Genomic DNA, 16,327 nt, shown 5'->3' with positions numbered 1-16,327 from the left:
TGCGCAACTCTTGTCCCGTGAACCCGAGTGAGAAGTTCTTCCGGCGCGAACGCCGGTCCGTTCCCGCCGCCAGGCGCTTCGCCCGCTCCTTCCTCGTGGAGCAGGGGCTCGCCGAGGCCGAACGCGGCGGTGATGTCCTGCTCTGCGTCAGCGAGTTGGCGACCAACGCCTTGGTGCACGGGGTGCCCGCGGGGCGCCAGTTCCGGGTGCTGCTGCGGTACGACGGCCATGTGCTGCGCGTCGAGGCGCACGACAGCGGGGGCGGTGTCCCGCGGGTCGACCGGCATCCCGAGGACACGGACGAGGGCGGGCGCGGACTGCTGCTCGTCACCGCGCTGGCCGACAAGTGGGGGGTGCGGGAACGGGAGTTGGGCAAGGTGGTGTGGGCGGAGTTCAGCTGCTAGAGCGGCACTTTGCGGCCTAAGCTGGAACGTACGGCGAAGAAGCGGTCTCGGGGGCGATGTCGTGCTGCACATGCCGCTACACCGGCAGTTCCGGTACATCCATGAGCCGCTGCCGGCCGGGGACGGGGCCATCCCGGCGCTCGGACACGAGGCGCTGGTCGAGGCGCTGAAGGAGCGGCTGACCTACTCGCACGGCGGCGCCTTCCTGGTGAGCGGCTTCCGCGGGGTCGGCAAGTCCACGCTGGTGCTGCGCGCGCTGGCGGAGACCATGGGCGCGTGGGGCGGCGGTGACGAACTGCTGGTGGTGCACCTGAACGTGGCGCGCGCCATGACGACCGACCAGCTGCTGTTCGCCGTCGTGCGGCGCATCTTCGAGTCCCTGGACGACCGGGACCTGCTGGCCCGGCTGCCGCGCGAGGTGCAGCGCTCGCTGCTGCTGGCCTATTCGCGCACCTCGCTGTCGTTCACGCAGACCCAGTCGGAGAGTTCGGAGCGGGCCACCTCGCTCGGGCTCTCCCCGCAGCACCGGCTGGCGCCCACGATGAGCTTCAACGGCCGCAGGACCAGGTCGCAGGCGACGGAGGCCGCGTTCCTCGCCTACTCCGAGACGGACGTCGAGCACGACCTCGTCCGGATCGTGCATCTGCTCAACGGCAGCGAGGGCCGTCCCTACCACCAACAACCGCGCGGCCGAAGGCTGTTGAGACGCCGGAGACGGGAGACGGCACGGCTGCGGGTGCATCCCGTCGTCGTCCTCGACGAGGTCGACAAGCTCACCGACAACAGACAGGAACCGATCGCCCTCTTCGAGGCGCTGCTCGGCCGCATCAAGAACGTGCTCACCGCACGCGGCGCCCACTTCATCGTGGTGGCGGGCCCCGACCTGCACGACCGCGCCCTCCAGGACTCCGACCGCGGCAACGGCGTCTACGAGAGCGTCTTCGGGTGGCGGATGTACGTGCCGTGCCTCTGGGACGCGCCCGACCGGCTCGTACGGGGACTGGTGCGGGCGGGCCGGGACGGCTCACCGCCCGTTCCGGGCCAGGGCGCCTGGGGCCCACCGGCTCCCGCGCCCACCCCTGCCCCCGCCCCCGATCCCACCCCCTACGGACCCGACGCCACATACGCCCTGTCGCGGGCGAACCTGGACGAGACCCGGCTCGCCCGGTTCATCGGCTACCTCAGCTTCAAGGCCCGTGGCGTCCCACGACGGCTGCTCCAGGAGTTCAACTCCGTGGTCGCGTGGGAGGACGGCTGCCCGGTGCTGAGCGTGGCCGAGGCCGACTGGGCGCGGATCGACTTCTACGCACAGCTGGAAGCGGTCGTGTCCGAGACGATCGCCGCCATCACGTCCGGCGGACCGGCCGGCGGATCGGCCGCGCCCGTGGCGATCGACGGCGACCGCAGACGGCTCGGCGGCTACCACGTCGTGGACTGGGCGCTGCGCAGCGAGGGCAGACCGTTCACCTCGACCGAGGTGACGGGCCCGCAGGGCATCGATCCGCTGCTGCACATGACCCCGCCCGCGGTGGAACGACTGCTGCGCCATCTGGTGCGGGCGGGCATGCTCGACGTGGTGAGCGAGCCGGGCCGGGCCAACGCCACGCGGTACGGCGGACCCGAGCCGGCACTCGCGTACTACAAGCTCTCGGACACCTACAAACGCCAGCTCGCGCGCTTCGTCCACAGCAGCGAGAGCGAACGCGCGGACCTGGGGATCATCTCCCCGCCGCCGGACCCCGGGCCGTACGACCCGACCGCGATCGGCTTCCCGGCACCGCGTCCCACCGGGCCGTCCGGGCTGCCCGATGCGCAGGCGCGCCGGGCCGACGCGGACCCGGCACAGACCGGCGCTCCCCTCGGCGACCCGTCGACGGGCGCCGCACCGCCGGACGCCGATCCGCCGGGCACCCCCGAGCCGACCACGCCCGCCGTCGGTGTGCTGGCCGAGCGCTACGAGATGACCAGCCTCCTGGGCCAGGGCGGGATGGGAGCCGTCTACCGGGGGCTTGACCTGCTCACCGGCCGGTCCGTCGCCATCAAGGTGCTGCACCGCGCCTCGCGCGACGACCCGCGCATGCTGGCACGGTTCCAGCGGGAGGCCGAGGTGAGCCGGCAGCTGAACCATCCGCAGATCGTCCGTACGCTCGACGCCCTGGAGTCCGCCGACGCGGAGCCCGCCCTGATCATGGAACTGGTGGAAGGGCCCTCGCTCCAGGACGTGCTGAGCGAGCGGGGCGCGCTACCGGTCGGGGTGGTCGCGCGGATCGGCCGGCAACTGGGCGAGGCCCTCGCCTTCATCGACAGCATGGGCATCTCACGCATCGACCTCAAGCCGAGCAACGTCCTGCTCCATCCCGAGCGGGGCGCCGTGATCATCGACCTGGGCATCGCCCGGCCGCAGATCGACGACAGGGACGTCACCCTCGTCGGGATGGTGATCGGGACACCCGGCTACATGGCGCCGGAACAGGCACTCGGCAACCCGGCGGACATCAGGACGGACCTCTACACCCTGGGCATCCTGCTGTACCAGTGCCTGTCGGGCGCCCAGCCGTGGACCGCGTCCTCGGTGCAGGACGTGATCTACGAGATCGTGCACACCGACGTGTCCGTGGACGCCCTGCCCGTCTCGGAGGAACTCCGCGCGCTGCTCGGCCGGATGCTGTCCCGTTCCCCGGCGTCCCGCCCGCAGAGCCCCGACCGCTTCCTGGAACAGCTGGCCGCGACGCCGGAGGCACAGGAGGAGACAGACCTCGTGGCGAGAGACGGAGCCTGACGCCCCCCGCCCGGCCTGCCTAGCGCCCCAACCTCTCCCGCACCCGCCGCACTTGACGGTTGTCCGCGACCGTGTCGAGCAGGCGCCGGCCCGTACCGGCCTCGTACCCGGGGCCCTCCACGCGCAGCAGCGTGCCGTCGCGGACGACGGCGTGGGCGATGGGCCCGGCGGTCTTGGGCAGGGTCACCGGGTGCCGGCCCGAAGGGAGTTTCAGCCGTGTGGGCAGGCGGAGGTAGGCGGTCGTGCCCTCGGGAGCGGGCAGGAGGTCGGCCTGGACCGAGAGGGTCGCCACGCACCCCTGCACAGCTACCTCACACGCCCGTCAAAGCATTCCCTCAGCCCCGGGGCGGCCCCGGCCTTCGCCGCGGGCTGGAAGCACGCCCGGACCACCGTCCCAGGCGCCGTCACCGCCATCAGTGTGTACACGTACGAATCCGCGTCCATGGCGCTGCCCACCCGTGCGCCGTGCGTCGACCCCGTCCGCCCCGGCACGCTCATCTCGATGCGGTCGCCGATCCGGCCGCCCCAGGTGCGGGCCCACGTGGTGCCGCAGACGCGGCTGTGGCGCAGCTCCATCCACGCGCCGGTGGCCGTCTCGTGCCGGGCGACGGTGTCCGGCTGGGCGGCGCAGCGCATGGCCATGGGGCTGCGGCCCTCGCAGTCGGCGCCGTGACAGCCCTGGCCGGTCGGGGTGGCCGTGGTGGCGGCGGTGGGGGAGAGGGATTCGGAGGCGCGGGGACCCGGGAGGAGGAGCAGGGCCAGGACCATGGCGGTCACGGCGACCGCGCAGATGGAGGCGAGGACCGCGAGGGTGACGACACCGCGCCGCTCCGGGGCCGGAGGCGGGGGTGGGGCCGGGGGCGTGGACGGGGATGCGGATTGAGGTGAGGGCAGGGGGACGGCCGGTTGTGCCGTCGTCGGGGCCGCCGCGGTCGCGGGGATCGCGGGGACCGCCCCCCGGCCGCTTCCCTCCGCCTCCGCGATCTCCCACAGCGCCACACACCGGCCCACCGGTTCGCCCGCGAGGCGGCACAGCGCCTCGACCGCCTCCCTCGGGGGCAGCGTCTTGCCGTTGAGGTAGCGCTCCCAGGACGACTTGCTGTACGGCGTCTTCGCGGCCAGGCCCGCCAGGCTCAGACCGGTCTCGGTACGTAACTGTCGTAAGGCTGCGGCCAGTTGATTCATCCCCTGAGGGCCTTCCAGGTGTGCGGGCCGACCATGCCGTCCACGACGAGTCCCGACCGCTTCTGGAACTCCTTGACCGCGTGCTCCGTCAGCGGGCCGAAGATCCCGTCGATGCCGCCCGGCGAGATGCCCGACCTGCGCAGCAGACACTGCGCCTCGGCGACCGCGGGCCCGCCGTCGCCGACGGCCAGGTTCTCCTGCTGCGTGAGGCTGTTGCCCGCGTACCAGCGGCCGTCGACCCGCTCCGGACGGCAGGTGTACGGCGACGCGGCCGTCGGCTCGGCGGCCGGTGCCGACGACCGGGTCGAAGTCGTGGGGCTGCCAGGGGTGTTGTCGTTCATGAGGCGGACCGTCACCAGCACCGCCGACGAGACCGCCAGGACGAGGGTCACCGAGCCCGCCACGAGCGCGATGCGCAGGGCGCGTCCCTCAAGGGAGCGGGAGGGCTGCTTCGGCGGGGGCAAGTCGCCTGGCGGCTGCGCGTGTTCGGGAGCGGTACGCCAGCCTTCCGCCGCCACCTCCCGCAGTGCCAGCAGGCGGACCGGGTCCTCGCCGCACACGCGCGCGAGGGCCTCCAGCGCCTCCACCGGCGGCAGCGCGCGGGCGCCCAGATAGCGTTCCCAGGACTTGGGGCTGTAGCCCGTCTTGGTGGCCAACTGCCGGATGCTCAGGCCGCTGTGGTCCTTCAGCCGGCGCAGACGGACCACCAACTGCCGTACGCGCGGATCGAGTTCCTCCGGCAGCACTTTCCAACGCGACATGTTCCCCCCAGTGCGCGTTCGGGGGCCGGGTCGGCGGTCCCTGCCGAGTCGCATTCTGCATCACTGACACCGCATCGCACGGGTTTTCGGTTCCCGGGGCTGGAGAGAATCGGCCATCGTCGGCGACGGGTCGTGCGGCGTCCCGTCCCGCCGTCCCCGCTGTCCCTGTCCTCGCAGGTCGGAGGGGGTGTCGTCCCGTCGAGACGTCACTTGGGCGGGGACGGTGGCAGGCCGGACCGGGCGGACCGCAGTCTCGTTCCAGCACGTCGACCGACTACCTGAAAGAGGAACGCATGCGACCGAATGTCGTGGCCAGGACCCTCGTCAGCCTCACCGCCGTCGCCGGTATCGCGGTCGGAGGCGTCGCCTTCGCCGCCCCCAGCTTCGCCGCGCCGGCCGCCTCCGTACAGGCCTCCGACGTCTCGATCCTGGCGACGCAGAACTTCGGCCTCACCACCGCAGAGGCGAAGAAGGTGCAGAACTGGCTGCACACGTACTGGGGTTACACCGACAGCATCGACGGACAGCTCGGCACCAACAGCTGGAAGGCCTTCCAGCGCAACCTCCAGACCTACTGGGGCTACACCGGCGCCATCGACGGCGACCCCGGCGTGAACACCATCAAGGCGCTCCAGCGGCTGCTGCAGAACTGGGGCTACACCGGTGCGATCGACGGCGACGCGGGCTCCGGCACCCGGGCCGCGTTCAAGAACTTCGCCAACGGCATCTGAGCCGACGGCGGCCGAGTCGCAGACAGTAGGGCCAACAACGCCTTGACGAAGGGGCGTTGACGACCGCGAACTGTCCCTCATGGGGGAGGGACAGCTCGCGGTTCGGCGTTTCCGGCGAGAAGTCCGGTGTCGTCAGAGCTTCTCGGGGGTCCTGATGCCCAGCAGGGCCATGCCCCGTTGCAGGGTCCGGGCCGTCAGGTCCACCAGGAACAGGCGGTTCTCCACCACCTCGGGGGCGTTGTCCGGGGAGAGGACGTGGCACTGGTCGTAGAACGTCGTGAGGGTCGACGCCAGTTGGTACAGGTAGGCCGTGAGCTTGTGGGGGGCGTACTCCTTGGCCGCCTCCGTCACGACCTCGCTGAACTGGTCCAGATGCAGGCCCAACGAGCGTTCCGCCGGAGCCAGTTCCAGTTCCGGGTGGGCCTGGGGGCGGAACTCGCCGGCCTTGCGGAGGATGGACTGGATGCGGGCGTAGGCGTACTGGAGGTACACCGACGTGTCGCCGTTCAGGGAGACCATCTGGTCCAGGTCGAACTTGTAGTCGCGGACCGCGGACGTCGACAGGTCGGCGTACTTGACCGCGCCGATGCCGACGTAGCGGCCGTTGTCGACGATCTCCTGCTCCGTGAGGCCCACCTTCTCCGCCTTGTCCCGGACCACCGTCGTGGCGCGCTGGACCGCCTCGTCCAGCAGGTCCTCCAGCTTCACCGAGACGCCCTCACGGGTCTTGAACGGCTTGCCGTCCTTGCCGAGGATCGTGCCGAAGGCCAGCTGGTACGCCGTGACGTCGTCGTTCAGCCAGCCTGCCCGGCGGGCCGTCTCGAAGACCATCTTGAAGTGCAGGGACTGGCGGACGTCCACGACGTAGAGGAGCGAGGTCGCCTTCAGGTTGAAGACCCGGTCCCTGATCGCGGACAGGTCCGTCGCCGCGTAGCCGTAACCGCCGTCGGACTTGCGGACGATCAGGGGGACGCGGTTGCCGTCCGGGCCCTTGATGTCGTCGAAGAACACGCACAGCGCGCCGTCCGAGATCTCCGCGACGCCGGACTCCTCCAGGAGGCGGCAGGTCTCGTCCAGCATGTCGTTGTAACCCGACTCGCCGACGATGTCCGCGTCCCGGATCTCCATGTCCAGCTTCTCGAAGACGGAGAAGAAGTAGATCTTCGACTCGTCCACGAACTTCTGCCAGGCGGCCAGGGTCTGCGGGTCGCCGGCCTGGAGGTCCACGACCCTGCGGCGGGCCCGGGTCTTGAACTCCTCGTCGGAGTCGAAGAGTTTGCGCGCGGCCTTGTAGAGGCGGTCCAGGTTGGACATCGCCTCCTCACCGGTGACGTTCGCGTCCGTGTGGTCCAACTCGCCCGGGTGCTCGTCCAGATACTGGATGAGCATCCCGAACTGGGTTCCCCAGTCACCGATGTGGTGCCGCCGGACCACCGACTCGCCCGTGAACTCCAGGAGTTGGACGACCGCGTCGCCGATCACCGCGGAGCGGAGGTGGCCTACGTGCATCTCCTTCGCCACGTTCGGCTGGGCGTAGTCGATGACCGTCGTGCCGGGGTGGGGGGCGAGGGGGACGCCCAGGCGGTCCGTGTCGTCCGCGTAGCGGGCGGCCAGGGTCCCGGTGATCGCCCGGTCGGTGATCGTGACGTTCAGGAAGCCGGGGCCGGAGACCTCGATGTCCTTGATCACGTCGCCGGTGGTCACGTTCGCGACGACCTGGGTGGCCAGCTCTCGGGGGTTGGCCTTCGCCTTCTTCGCGAGGGCGAGGATGCCGTTCGCCTGGAAGTCGGCTCGGTCGCTCCGTCGCAGCAGGGGGTCCGCGGGGGCCTCCGGCAGGGTTGCCGTGAGGGCGTCCGCGAGGCGCTGGTGGACTAGGTCGGTGAGCGACGTGACCGAGGTCATGGGGTGAGAGCCGTTCTCCTCGTGGGGTTGATAGACACGGTCAGTATCCCACGGGGGGTAAAGCGGGTTTCCCGGGTCGGGGCCTGCGGGGAGGGCCGGAGGGGCTGGCCGCGTCTCCTGGCTGCGGGCCGGTGGGGGCTGGTCGCGCAGTTCCCCGCGCCCCTAGAAGGCGGCTGCGCCGCCATCCAGGGCTCCTCGCACTCTTCACGCCGCGAACCCCGACATCCTCAGGGGCGCGGGGAACTGCGCGACCAGCCCCCCGCCGGGCCCGCGCTCCGCGCACAACCGTGCCGCCCACCCCCGACCCGGCCCGCCCCCGCCCCCGGAGGGTCACGCGCTTGGAAAAGGCGTTTTCGTGGATGTGGGCTCGGCTGGGACAATGGGACGGTCAGTCGTGCGACCGTACCGGCTGCCCCGTGCCAGAAAGAAGGACGTGCCGATCGTGGCTCAGAGCACCGAGACCACCGACTGGGTCTCCCGTTTCGCGGATGAGGTCATCGAGGAGTCGGAGCGTCGGGCCCCGGGCAAACCGGTCGTCGTCGCGTCCGGGCTGTCCCCCTCGGGACCCATCCACCTCGGGAACCTCCGCGAGGTCATGACCCCGCACCTCGTCGCCGACGAGATCCGCCGCCGGGGTCACGAGGTCCGGCACCTCATCTCCTGGGACGACTACGACCGCTACCGCAAGGTTCCCAACGGGGTGGACGGGGTCGACGCGGGCTGGGCCGAGCACATCGGGAAGCCGCTGACCTCCGTGCCCGCGCCGGCCGGGTCGGCGTATCCCAACTGGGCCGAGCACTTCAAGGCCGCCATGGTCGCCTCCCTGGCCGAGCTGGGCGTGGAGTTCGACGGGATCAGCCAGACCGCGCAGTACACCTCCGGGGTGTACCGCGAGCAGATCCTGCACGCCATGAAGCACCGCGGTGACATCGACGCGATCCTCGACCAGTACCGCACCAAGAAGGCCCCGCCGAAGAAGCAGCAGCAGAAGGCCGTCGACGCGGCCGAGCTGGAGGCCGAGGCCGGGTCCGGCGCGGCCGAGGAGGACGACGGCAGCTCCGGTTCCGCCGGGTACTTCCCGTACAAGCCCTTCTGCGGGAGCTGCGGCAAGGACCTCACCACCGTCACGGCCTACGACGACGACACCACCGAGCTGACCTACGTCTGCACCGAGGACGGCTTCACCGAGACCGTCCTGCTCAGCGAGTTCAACCGCGGCAAGCTCGTCTGGAAGGTCGACTGGCCCATGCGCTGGGCCTACGAGGGCGTCGTCTTCGAGCCCAGCGGTGTGGATCACTCGTCCCCGGGGTCCTCGTTCCAGGTCGGCGGTCAGATCGTCGGGATCTTCGGCGGCGAGCGCCCCATCGGGCCCATGTACGCCTTCGTCGGCATCAGCGGCATGGCCAAGATGTCCAGCAGCAAGGGCGGCGTCCCCACCCCGGGCGACGCGCTCCAGATCATGGAACCCCAGCTCCTGCGCTGGCTCTACGCCCGCCGCCGCCCCAACCAGTCCTTCAAGATCGCCTTCGACCAGGAGATCCAGCGCCTCTACGACGAGTGGGACAAGCTCGACGGGAAGGTCGCGGACGGGTCCGCCCTGCCCGCCGACCTCGCCGCGCACTCGCGTGCCGTGCGGACCGCCGCCGGTGAGCTCCCGCGCACGCCCCGCCCGATGCCGTACCGGACCCTCGCGTCCGTCGCCGACATCACCGCGGGCGACGAGGACCAGTCGCTGCGCATCCTCAGCGAACTCGACCCCGCCAACCCGCTGTCCACCCTCGACGAGGTCCGCCCCCGGCTCGACAAGGCCGAGGCCTGGATCAACGCGCACGTCCCCGCCGACCAGCGGACCATCGTGCGCGACGAACCCGACACCGAACTCCTCAAGTCCCTCGACGAGCCCTCCCAGCAGTCCCTGCGGCTGCTGCGCGACGGCCTCGCCGAGCACTGGTCCCTGGACGGCCTCAGCCACCTCGTCTACGGCGTCCCCAAGGTCCAGGCCGGCTTCTCCGCCGACGCGACCGCCAAGGAACTCCCGCCGGAGATCAAGACCGCCCAGCGGACGTTCTTCGCCCTCCTCTACCACCTGCTCGTGAGCCGCGACACCGGGCCGCGGCTGCCGACGCTGCTGCTCGCCGTCGGACAGGAGCGGGTCCGGAGGCTGCTCGGCGAGTGAGGCGGAACGACGAAGGGGCCCTCGACCGAGGGCCCCTTCGTCGTTCCGGCTTCGCCTCTCAGGCGCTGTGATACTCCTGGAGTTCCTCCGTGTGGCGGTTCGTGAAGCTGTTGACCAGCCGGTCGGCCTCGCGCTGCGGGAGCTTGATGCCGTACGTGTCCTCGACGTTGCCACGGAACTGGCCCGACGTCGGATAGCTGCCGTCTATCGACTTCTTGAAGACCTGGTAGTAGTCCTCCTCGGTCGGCTCGGTACCGCCGCCCGGACCCATCTCACGGGTACGGCCCGGACCGGCCGGGATCGGGAAGGTACCGGTGTCCTCGGGTGACGGCTCCGGAGCGGGCGGCTCCTCGTACTGCTGCTGCTGTTGCTGGGGGAACTGCTGCTGCTCGAACCGCCGTTGCCGCTCGAACTGCTGCTGCTCCTCCTCGTACTGCTGGAACTGCTCCGCCTGCTGCTGCTCCGCGTACCACTCCTGGTAGGCGGCGTCCGGGTCGTACGTCGGGTCGTAGCCGCCCTGGTACTCGACCGTCTGTGGGTCCCGCGAGTGCAGCCACGGGTTCTGCGGCTCCGGCTGCTGGGGAGCCTGGTCCGCGTCGGCGGCGGGCAGCTGCTCCCGGACCGGCTGCGGACTCTGCTGCACCGCGGGCGCCTGCTGCGGCTCCGGCTCCCGGGCCGGCTCCAGCTGCGGGGCCGCCGGCAGCACGACGGGCTCGATGCCCGCCGCCGCCAGGCCCGAGGGAGCCGTCTCGGCCAGCGGGACGCCGTAGCGGGCGAGCCGCAGCGGCATCATCGACTCGACCGGGGCCTTGCGGCGCCAGGCGCGGCCGAAGCGGGAGTGCAGGCGGGCCTGGTAGACGAGGCGGTCCTGCTCCAGCTTGATGACCTGCTCGTAGGAGCGCAGCTCCCAGAGCTTCATCCGGCGCCAGAGGAGGAACGTGGGGACGGGGGAGAGCAGCCAGCGGGTGAGGCGGACGCCCTCCATGTGCTTGTCGGCGGTGATGTCGGCGATGCGGCCGATCGCGTGCCGGGCCGCCTCGACGGAGACGACGAACAGGATCGGGATCACCGCGTGCATGCCGACCCCGAGCGGGTCGGGCCAGGCGGCGGCGCCGTTGAACGCGATCGTCGCGACCGTCAGCAGCCACGCCGTCTGGCGCAGCAGCGGGAAGGGGATCCTGATCCAGGTCAGGAGCAGGTCGAGGGCGAGCAGGACACAGATGCCCGCGTCGATGCCGATCGGGAAGACGTACGCGAAGTTCCCGAAGCCCTTCTTCAGGGCGAGCTCGCGTACGGCGGCGTACGAACCGGCGAAACCGATACCGGCGATGACCATCGCACCGGCGACGACCACACCGATGAGCACGCGGTGCATACGTGTGAGCTGAATGGGCGCGGACACCCGGACTCCCCTCCCCTTACTTGTCGTTGCGCGCAACAGGGTGGCACAAGTGTGCGGCGTCCTGGGTGCCGGTCTGTCGGGAGCCCGGTCCGTGAGAGGGCCGGGCTCCGTCAAAGGGCCTTGCTGACCTGCGAGTTGAGGTCCGACATCGGACCCGATGTGAAATGTGCCGTCAGCTCTTGTCCGCCGCGGAAGAGGCGGAGGAGGACGCGGTGGCCGCCGGGGCCTTCGCGTCCGACTTCGCCGCCGACTTCGCCGCCGACTTGGAGGCGGACGGGGAGGCGGACGTGGCGGGCGCCTTGGACGCGGACTTCGAGGGCGTGCTGCTCGCGTCGCCCGAGCCGGAGCCCGAACTCCCGCCCGTACCGGCGCCGTTGGCCGAGGAGACCGCCGCCACGGCCTCCTTCACGGCCTTCTCCGCCGCCTTGGTCAGGGTGTCCGCGCTCGGCGCCTTGTCGCCCGCGAGGCCCGCGCCGTTGTAGTCGAGCGTGACGACCACGTTCTCGACGCGCGCGACCACCGTCTGCTGCTTGAAGGCGCCTTCCTTCTTCTTCAGGTCGTAGCGCACCGAGGTCGCCTCGTCGCCCGCGCCCGCGACCGGCTCCGACTTGGTGTTCTTCGCGCCGGTGACGGCCTGCGCCGCCTGCACCTGCTTCGCGTAGTACGACGCGGCCAGCCGGTTGCCCTCGCCCTGCGTCTGCGAGGAGTCGAACCGCAGCAACGAAACGTTCAGCCAGCGGAACTGCGAGCCCTTGACGCCCTTGTTGTCCAGGCTGGTCCAGGAGCAGCTGCCCCGCGACGCCGTGTCGCTCGACGTACCCTCCTTGCCCGACGTGGCGCCCTTCGGCACCAGATCGGTCAACGTCTTCTTCGACAGCACCGCACACGGCTCGGGCAGCTTCTTGTACGCCGCCGCCTGCACCGTCGGCGCGGCGGTGGCGTCCGCGGACGTCGTCGCGCCGGGGCCTGCCGTGTCCTTGTTCGCGCCGTCGCCGGAGCCGGAGTCCGAGGAGCAGCCGGCCGCGATCAGCATCATCGGGACGGCCGCCGCGCAGACAAGGACGCGGCTCAGGCGCTTCGTCCGCTGCTGGTCGCTCCGGTCTCGCTGTGCTGGTTGATGCATGGTTCCTTCACTCATGACGCTCGTGGTTCCTGCCGTCGGATCGGGTCCGAGGGGCCACGGTACGCGGTGAGTCACCTGTGCGGTCCCGGTTCACGGCCTTTGCGGGCCTCCCGGGACGGCACCCGTGAACGCTCTAACCGTTGAGCGAGTCGGCCAGTCGCGCGGCCAGTTTCCGCGCCCTGTCCTGCATCTTCTGGCTGTCCGGCACGACGCCGACCGTCGCCGGCTGCTCCGCGTACTCGACGGTCACGATGACGTTGGACGTGCGAAACACCACAGTCACCGTGCGCTGTTGGGCCGTCGAACCGGAGCTGTTCAACGCGTCGTCGAGGAACGCCTCGTCCCCCAGACCGGACAGGACGCGGGGCTGGAGGGCGGCTGCGGAGGACGAGGAGGTGGCGGAGGGCGTCGAAGAGGGCGAAGAGGGCGAGGAGGGCGAAGAGGAGGCCGAGGAGGCTGAGGAGGCCGAGGAGGAGGACGAGGGCGAGGGGTCCGTGGAAGCGGACGACGAGTCCGACGGGGTCGCGGTCGTGCTCGCCGACGGCTCCGGAAGATCCGCCGCCGCCTCCTTCGTCGCGAAGATCGTCTGCGCCTGGCTGTCGTCGCTCACGGCGTTGTCGTAGGACACCACCCGCTCGAAGTCGACCAGCAGGTGATCGGTCGCGTCCGCCGACTCCACCTTCCAGCGGCAGCCGACCTTGCGGTCCGTGTCGTACGTCAGCGTCGCGTCGCCCGCGTACGCCGCTTCGCGCTGCTCGGGGTCGGTGATCTGCTGGATACCGGGCAGCAGGGAGTCCAGCGTGTCGTGGCCGACCGCTCCGCAGGGCTCGGGAAGCGTGCGGTACCTGCCCGGCTGGGCCACCGCCGTCGCCGAGCCGGCCTCTCCCGGGTTCGCGTCGTCCGTCGTACCGCTGTCGGTCGCGCCGCTCGTGCAGCCGGCCAGCAGCGCCACGAGGAGTGCGGCGGTGCCGGTTACGTACGCCTTCCGCTGCACGGTCGGGCTCCTCTCGACGGTGTGTCGGGTGTGCGTCGGTTGTCCTCGGTGTCCCTCGACCCCTTGAACGGTCCAGGGTCTGCCAGTGTCCCCGCTGGTTAATCGCTTGCCGCACCAGGGGACCCCCTGGAGACAATGTCTATCGCACGCACAGCCGTGGATGCCGGTCCGCTGTCCCATTCGTTGACCTTGGCGCCGGTTTTGCGATGTATGACTTTTGGTGAACTCCGGGGGAATGAGGACGAGATGTCGTACGTGGAGATGCCGGGCGCGAAGGTTCCGATCCGGATGTGGACCGACCCGGCGTCGGTCGAGGAGGGCGCGCTCCAGCAGCTGCGCAACGTGGCGACCCTGCCGTGGATCAAGGGCCTGGCGGTCATGCCGGACGTCCACTACGGAAAGGGCGCGACGGTCGGCTCCGTCATCGCGATGCGCGGAGCGGTGTGTCCCGCGGCGGTGGGAGTCGACATCGGCTGCGGGATGTCGGCGGTGAAGACCTCCCTCACGGCGAACGACCTTCCCGGCGACCTGTCGCGGCTGCGCTCCAAGATCGAGCAGGCGATTCCGGTCGGGCGCGGGATGCACGACAGCCCGGTCGACCCGGGACGGCTGCACGGTCTGGCCACCGGCGGCTGGGACGACTTCTGGGGACGGTTCGACGGGGTCGCGGACGCGGTGAAGTTCCGGGAGGACCGGGCCACGAAGCAGATGGGGACGCTCGGCGGGGGCAACCACTTCTGCGAGGTCTGCGTGGATTCTGACGGTTCGGTGTGGCTGATGCTCCACTCCGGGTCCCGGAACATCGGCAAGGAACTGGCCGAGCACCACATAGGCACGGCTCAGAAGCTCCCGCACAACCAGGGCCTGGTCGACCGCGACCTCGCCGTCTTCGTCGCGGACACCCCGCAGATGGCGGCGTACCGCAACGACCTGTTCTGGGCGCAGGAGTACGCGAAGTACAACCGCACGATCATGATGGCCCTCCTCAAGGACGTGATCCGCAAGGAGTTCAAGAAGGCGAAGCCGACGTTCGACGCGGAGATCTCCTGCCATCACAACTACGTGAGCGAGGAGCGGTACGAGGGCGTCGACCTGCTGGTCACCCGTAAGGGGGCGATCCGGGCCGGCTCCGGCGAGTACGGGATCATCCCCGGCTCGATGGGCACCGGTTCGTACATCGTGAAGGGGCTCGGCAACGAGAAGTCCTTCAACTCCGCGTCGCACGGCGCCGGTCGGCGCATGAGCCGCAGCGCCGCGAAGCGCCGCTTCTCGACGAAGGACCTGGAGGAGCAGACGCGGGGCGTGGAGTGCCGCAAGGACTCCGGTGTCGTGGACGAGATCCCGGGCGCCTACAAGCCGATCGAGCAGGTCATCGACCAGCAGCGGGATCTCGTCGAGGTCGTGGCGAAGCTGAAGCAGGTCGTGTGCGTGAAGGGCTGACCCCGGAGGCTCGACCGCCGCGCCGCGTCTACTTGTTCGGGGCGTGGGTGACGGCGTAGATCATCACGAACGCGACGATGTGGATGCCGAAGAGGAAGTAGCCGAGGAAGTACCAGACCTTGCGTTCGTTCCTGGTCTCCTCGGCCAGGCGGCGCTTCTCGAAGGAGTCCTCGTCCGCGTCCGGCATCACAGCTCCCGGTGGACCTTGGTGTTCGAGGCCTGGGCGCGGGGGCGGACGACGAGGAGGTCGATGTTGACGTGGCTGGGGCGGGTGACCGCCCAGGTGATGGTGTCGGCCACGTCGTCGGCGGTGAGGGGCTCGGCGACGCCCGCGTAGACCTTCGCCGCCTTCTCCGCGTCGCCGCCGAAGCGGGTCAGGGCGAACTCGTCCGTCTTGACCATGCCGGGCGCGACCTCGATGACCCGCACCGGGGTGCCGACGATCTCCAGCCGCAGTGTCTCGGCGAGGACGTGCGAGCCGTGCTTGGCGGCGACATAGCCCGCGCCGCCCTCGTACGTGCCGTGGCCCGCCGTGGAGGAGACGACCACGACCGTGCCGTCGCCGCTCGCGGTGAGGGCGGGGAGCAGGGCCTGCGTGATGTTCAGGGTGCCCAGCACGTTCGTCTCGTACATCGTGCGCCAGTCGGCGGGATCACCGGTCGCGACCGGGTCGGCGCCGAGCGCGCCGCCCGCGTTGTTGACCAGCACGCCGATCGTCCTGAAGGCGGTCGCGAACTCGTCGACGGCGGCCCGGTCGGTGACGTCGAGCGCGTAGGCCGTGGCCTGGCCGCCGTTCGCGTTGATCTCCTCGGCGAGCGCCTCGATACGGTCCTTGCGGCGGGCGGTGACGACGACGCGGTATCCGGCGGAGGCGAGCTGCCGGGCCGTGGCGGCGCCGATGCCGCCGCTCGCCCCGGTGACGACCGCGATGCGGGAGGCGGCGGACGGTGCGGCGGTGGCCATGGACTGCTCCTGGGGACGGTTCGACGGGTTCGTGCGTACGGCTTCGTCCAGGATAGGGGGCCCGGTGGCGCGGTTCCGGGTCAGTTCCCCCTGGGCGCCCACATGATCACGGCCATCCCGGCCAGGCAGATCAGCGCGCCGGTGATGTCCCAGCGGTCGGGCCGGTAGCCGTCGGCGACCGCGCCCCAGGCCAGTGAACCGGCGACGAAGATCCCGCCGTAGGCCGCGAGGATGCGGCCGAAGTGGGCGTCGGGCTGGAAGGTGGCGACGAAGCCGTAGACGCCGAGGGCCATGATCCCGCCGCCGACCCAGAGCCAGCCGCGGTGTTCGCGGACCCCCTGCCAGACCAGCCAGGCGCCGCCGATCTCGAAGAAGGCGGCGACGGCGAAGAGGGCTGCGGAGCGGAGCACGAGCATGGGCGCCATCAGATCACGCGGCTGTCACCTGATGGACGGCGCCTGTCGCCC

At 70.6% G+C, this 16,327-nt stretch carries 15 protein-coding genes; 5 read left to right on the top strand and 10 right to left on the bottom strand.

Annotated elements, in window-relative coordinates; genetic code table 11:
- Nucleotides 1–17 precede the first annotated feature (17 nt).
- Both ACIPTO_RS41110 and ACIPTO_RS41105 read left to right on the top strand, forming a co-directional pair.
- Nucleotides 18–404, top strand: coding sequence for an ATP-binding protein (locus ACIPTO_RS41110; protein WP_366326976.1), 387 nt, complete (start codon nt 18–20; stop codon nt 402–404).
- 70 nt (nt 405–474) lie between these two features.
- Nucleotides 475–3,183, top strand: a complete 2,709-nt coding sequence (locus tag ACIPTO_RS41105) for a protein kinase (protein WP_401200624.1) — start codon at nt 475–477, stop codon at nt 3,181–3,183.
- Nucleotides 3,184–3,202: 19 nt separating this feature from the next.
- On the opposite strand, the gene ACIPTO_RS41100 is transcribed toward ACIPTO_RS41105, so the two are convergent.
- From ACIPTO_RS41100 to ACIPTO_RS41090, 3 genes are read right to left on the bottom strand one after another with little or no spacing between them, the layout of a single operon-like run.
- Nucleotides 3,203–3,475: a hypothetical protein gene (locus ACIPTO_RS41100; protein WP_401200622.1), complete on the bottom strand. Its 273-nt coding sequence runs from the start codon at nt 3,473–3,475 to the stop codon at nt 3,203–3,205.
- A 14-nt stretch (nt 3,476–3,489) separates the two neighbouring features.
- A complete protein-coding gene (locus tag ACIPTO_RS41095) occupies nt 3,490–4,368 on the bottom strand; it encodes a helix-turn-helix domain-containing protein (RefSeq protein WP_401200620.1) in 879 nt (292 codons plus the stop codon).
- Nucleotides 4,365–5,129, bottom strand: coding sequence for a peptidoglycan-binding protein (locus ACIPTO_RS41090; protein WP_401200618.1), 765 nt, complete (start codon nt 5,127–5,129; stop codon nt 4,365–4,367). The genes ACIPTO_RS41095 and ACIPTO_RS41090 overlap by 4 nt, the downstream gene beginning before the upstream one ends.
- A 293-nt stretch (nt 5,130–5,422) precedes the next feature.
- On the opposite strand from ACIPTO_RS41090, the gene ACIPTO_RS41085 reads away from it, so the two are divergent.
- Nucleotides 5,423–5,860: a peptidoglycan-binding protein gene (locus ACIPTO_RS41085; protein WP_366326986.1), complete on the top strand. Its 438-nt coding sequence runs from the start codon at nt 5,423–5,425 to the stop codon at nt 5,858–5,860.
- 132 nt (nt 5,861–5,992) lie between these two features.
- Here the strand turns inward: ACIPTO_RS41085 and argS are convergent, their stop codons facing one another.
- On the bottom strand, nt 5,993–7,762 hold the full coding sequence (gene argS / locus ACIPTO_RS41080) for an arginine--tRNA ligase (RefSeq protein ID WP_401200614.1): 1,770 nt from the start codon (nt 7,760–7,762) through the stop codon (nt 5,993–5,995).
- A gap of 433 nt (nt 7,763–8,195) precedes the next feature.
- On the opposite strand from argS, the gene lysS reads away from it, so the two are divergent.
- Nucleotides 8,196–9,938 (top strand): lysine--tRNA ligase, encoded by a 1,743-nt coding sequence (gene lysS / locus ACIPTO_RS41075; RefSeq protein WP_401200611.1) that lies wholly within the window; start codon nt 8,196–8,198, stop codon nt 9,936–9,938.
- Nucleotides 9,939–9,996: 58 nt separating this feature from the next.
- Here lysS and ACIPTO_RS41070 read toward each other — a convergent pair whose 3' ends face one another.
- The 3 genes from ACIPTO_RS41070 to ACIPTO_RS41060 all read right to left on the bottom strand — a co-directional run bounded on the left by ACIPTO_RS41070 (nt 9,997) and on the right by ACIPTO_RS41060 (nt 13,457).
- Nucleotides 9,997–11,313 (bottom strand): DUF2637 domain-containing protein, encoded by a 1,317-nt coding sequence (locus ACIPTO_RS41070; protein ID WP_401200664.1) that lies wholly within the window; start codon nt 11,311–11,313, stop codon nt 9,997–9,999.
- Nucleotides 11,314–11,512: 199 nt separating this feature from the next.
- Nucleotides 11,513–12,463, bottom strand: coding sequence for a DUF3558 family protein (locus ACIPTO_RS41065; protein ID WP_401200608.1), 951 nt, complete (start codon nt 12,461–12,463; stop codon nt 11,513–11,515).
- Nucleotides 12,464–12,596: 133 nt separating this feature from the next.
- Complete coding sequence (locus ACIPTO_RS41060) at nt 12,597–13,457, bottom strand: DUF3558 domain-containing protein (RefSeq protein ID WP_401200605.1); 861 nt, start codon at nt 13,455–13,457, stop codon at nt 12,597–12,599.
- A 246-nt stretch (nt 13,458–13,703) separates the two neighbouring features.
- Here ACIPTO_RS41060 and ACIPTO_RS41055 point away from each other — a divergent pair, with 246 nt between their 5' ends.
- Nucleotides 13,704–14,897 (top strand): RtcB family protein, encoded by a 1,194-nt coding sequence (locus ACIPTO_RS41055; protein ID WP_366326300.1) that lies wholly within the window; start codon nt 13,704–13,706, stop codon nt 14,895–14,897.
- A 28-nt stretch (nt 14,898–14,925) separates the two neighbouring features.
- On the opposite strand, the gene ACIPTO_RS41050 is transcribed toward ACIPTO_RS41055, so the two are convergent.
- From ACIPTO_RS41050 to ACIPTO_RS41040, 3 genes are all read right to left on the bottom strand, one after another.
- Nucleotides 14,926–15,084 carry a hypothetical protein gene (locus ACIPTO_RS41050; protein ID WP_366326302.1) on the bottom strand — a complete coding sequence of 53 codons (159 nt, stop codon included), beginning with the start codon at nt 15,082–15,084 and terminating at the stop codon, nt 14,926–14,928.
- The gene (locus ACIPTO_RS41045; protein WP_366326304.1) at nt 15,084–15,860 is read right to left on the bottom strand and encodes an SDR family NAD(P)-dependent oxidoreductase; all 777 of its coding nucleotides are present in this window, start codon (nt 15,858–15,860) and stop codon (nt 15,084–15,086) included. The genes ACIPTO_RS41050 and ACIPTO_RS41045 overlap by 1 nt, the downstream gene beginning before the upstream one ends.
- 80 nt (nt 15,861–15,940) lie before the next feature.
- Complete coding sequence (locus ACIPTO_RS41040) at nt 15,941–16,276, bottom strand: YnfA family protein (protein ID WP_401200600.1); 336 nt, start codon at nt 16,274–16,276, stop codon at nt 15,941–15,943.
- Nucleotides 16,277–16,327 lie beyond the last annotated feature (51 nt).

The organism is Streptomyces sp. NPDC090083, from assembly GCF_044747445.1.
Taxonomy (GTDB): Bacteria; Actinomycetota; Actinomycetes; order Streptomycetales; family Streptomycetaceae; genus Streptomyces.
The sequence above is the reverse complement of the archived record's forward strand: the minus strand, read 5'-3'. Positions and strand labels throughout refer to the sequence as shown.

Bases quoted from the DNA above. Each gene is read 5' to 3' on its own strand.
- ACIPTO_RS41105 (WP_401200624.1), top strand. From the start codon at position 475: ATGCCGCTACACCGGCAGTTCCGGTACATCCATGAGCCGCTGCCGGCC.
- ACIPTO_RS41095 (WP_401200620.1), bottom strand. From the start codon at position 4,368: ATGAATCAACTGGCCGCAGCCTTACGACAGTTACGTACCGAGACCGGT.
- ACIPTO_RS41090 (WP_401200618.1), bottom strand. From the start codon at position 5,129: ATGTCGCGTTGGAAAGTGCTGCCGGAGGAACTCGATCCGCGCGTACGG.
- ACIPTO_RS41085 (WP_366326986.1), top strand. From the start codon at position 5,423: ATGCGACCGAATGTCGTGGCCAGGACCCTCGTCAGCCTCACCGCCGTC.
- argS (WP_401200614.1), bottom strand. From the start codon at position 7,762: ATGACCTCGGTCACGTCGCTCACCGACCTAGTCCACCAGCGCCTCGCG.
- ACIPTO_RS41070 (WP_401200664.1), bottom strand. From the start codon at position 11,313: ATGCACCGCGTGCTCATCGGTGTGGTCGTCGCCGGTGCGATGGTCATC.
- ACIPTO_RS41065 (WP_401200608.1), bottom strand. From the start codon at position 12,463: ATGCATCAACCAGCACAGCGAGACCGGAGCGACCAGCAGCGGACGAAG.
- ACIPTO_RS41055 (WP_366326300.1), top strand. From the start codon at position 13,704: ATGTCGTACGTGGAGATGCCGGGCGCGAAGGTTCCGATCCGGATGTGG.
- ACIPTO_RS41050 (WP_366326302.1), bottom strand. From the start codon at position 15,084: ATGCCGGACGCGGACGAGGACTCCTTCGAGAAGCGCCGCCTGGCCGAG.
- ACIPTO_RS41045 (WP_366326304.1), bottom strand. From the start codon at position 15,860: ATGGCCACCGCCGCACCGTCCGCCGCCTCCCGCATCGCGGTCGTCACC.
- ACIPTO_RS41040 (WP_401200600.1), bottom strand. From the start codon at position 16,276: ATGCTCGTGCTCCGCTCCGCAGCCCTCTTCGCCGTCGCCGCCTTCTTC.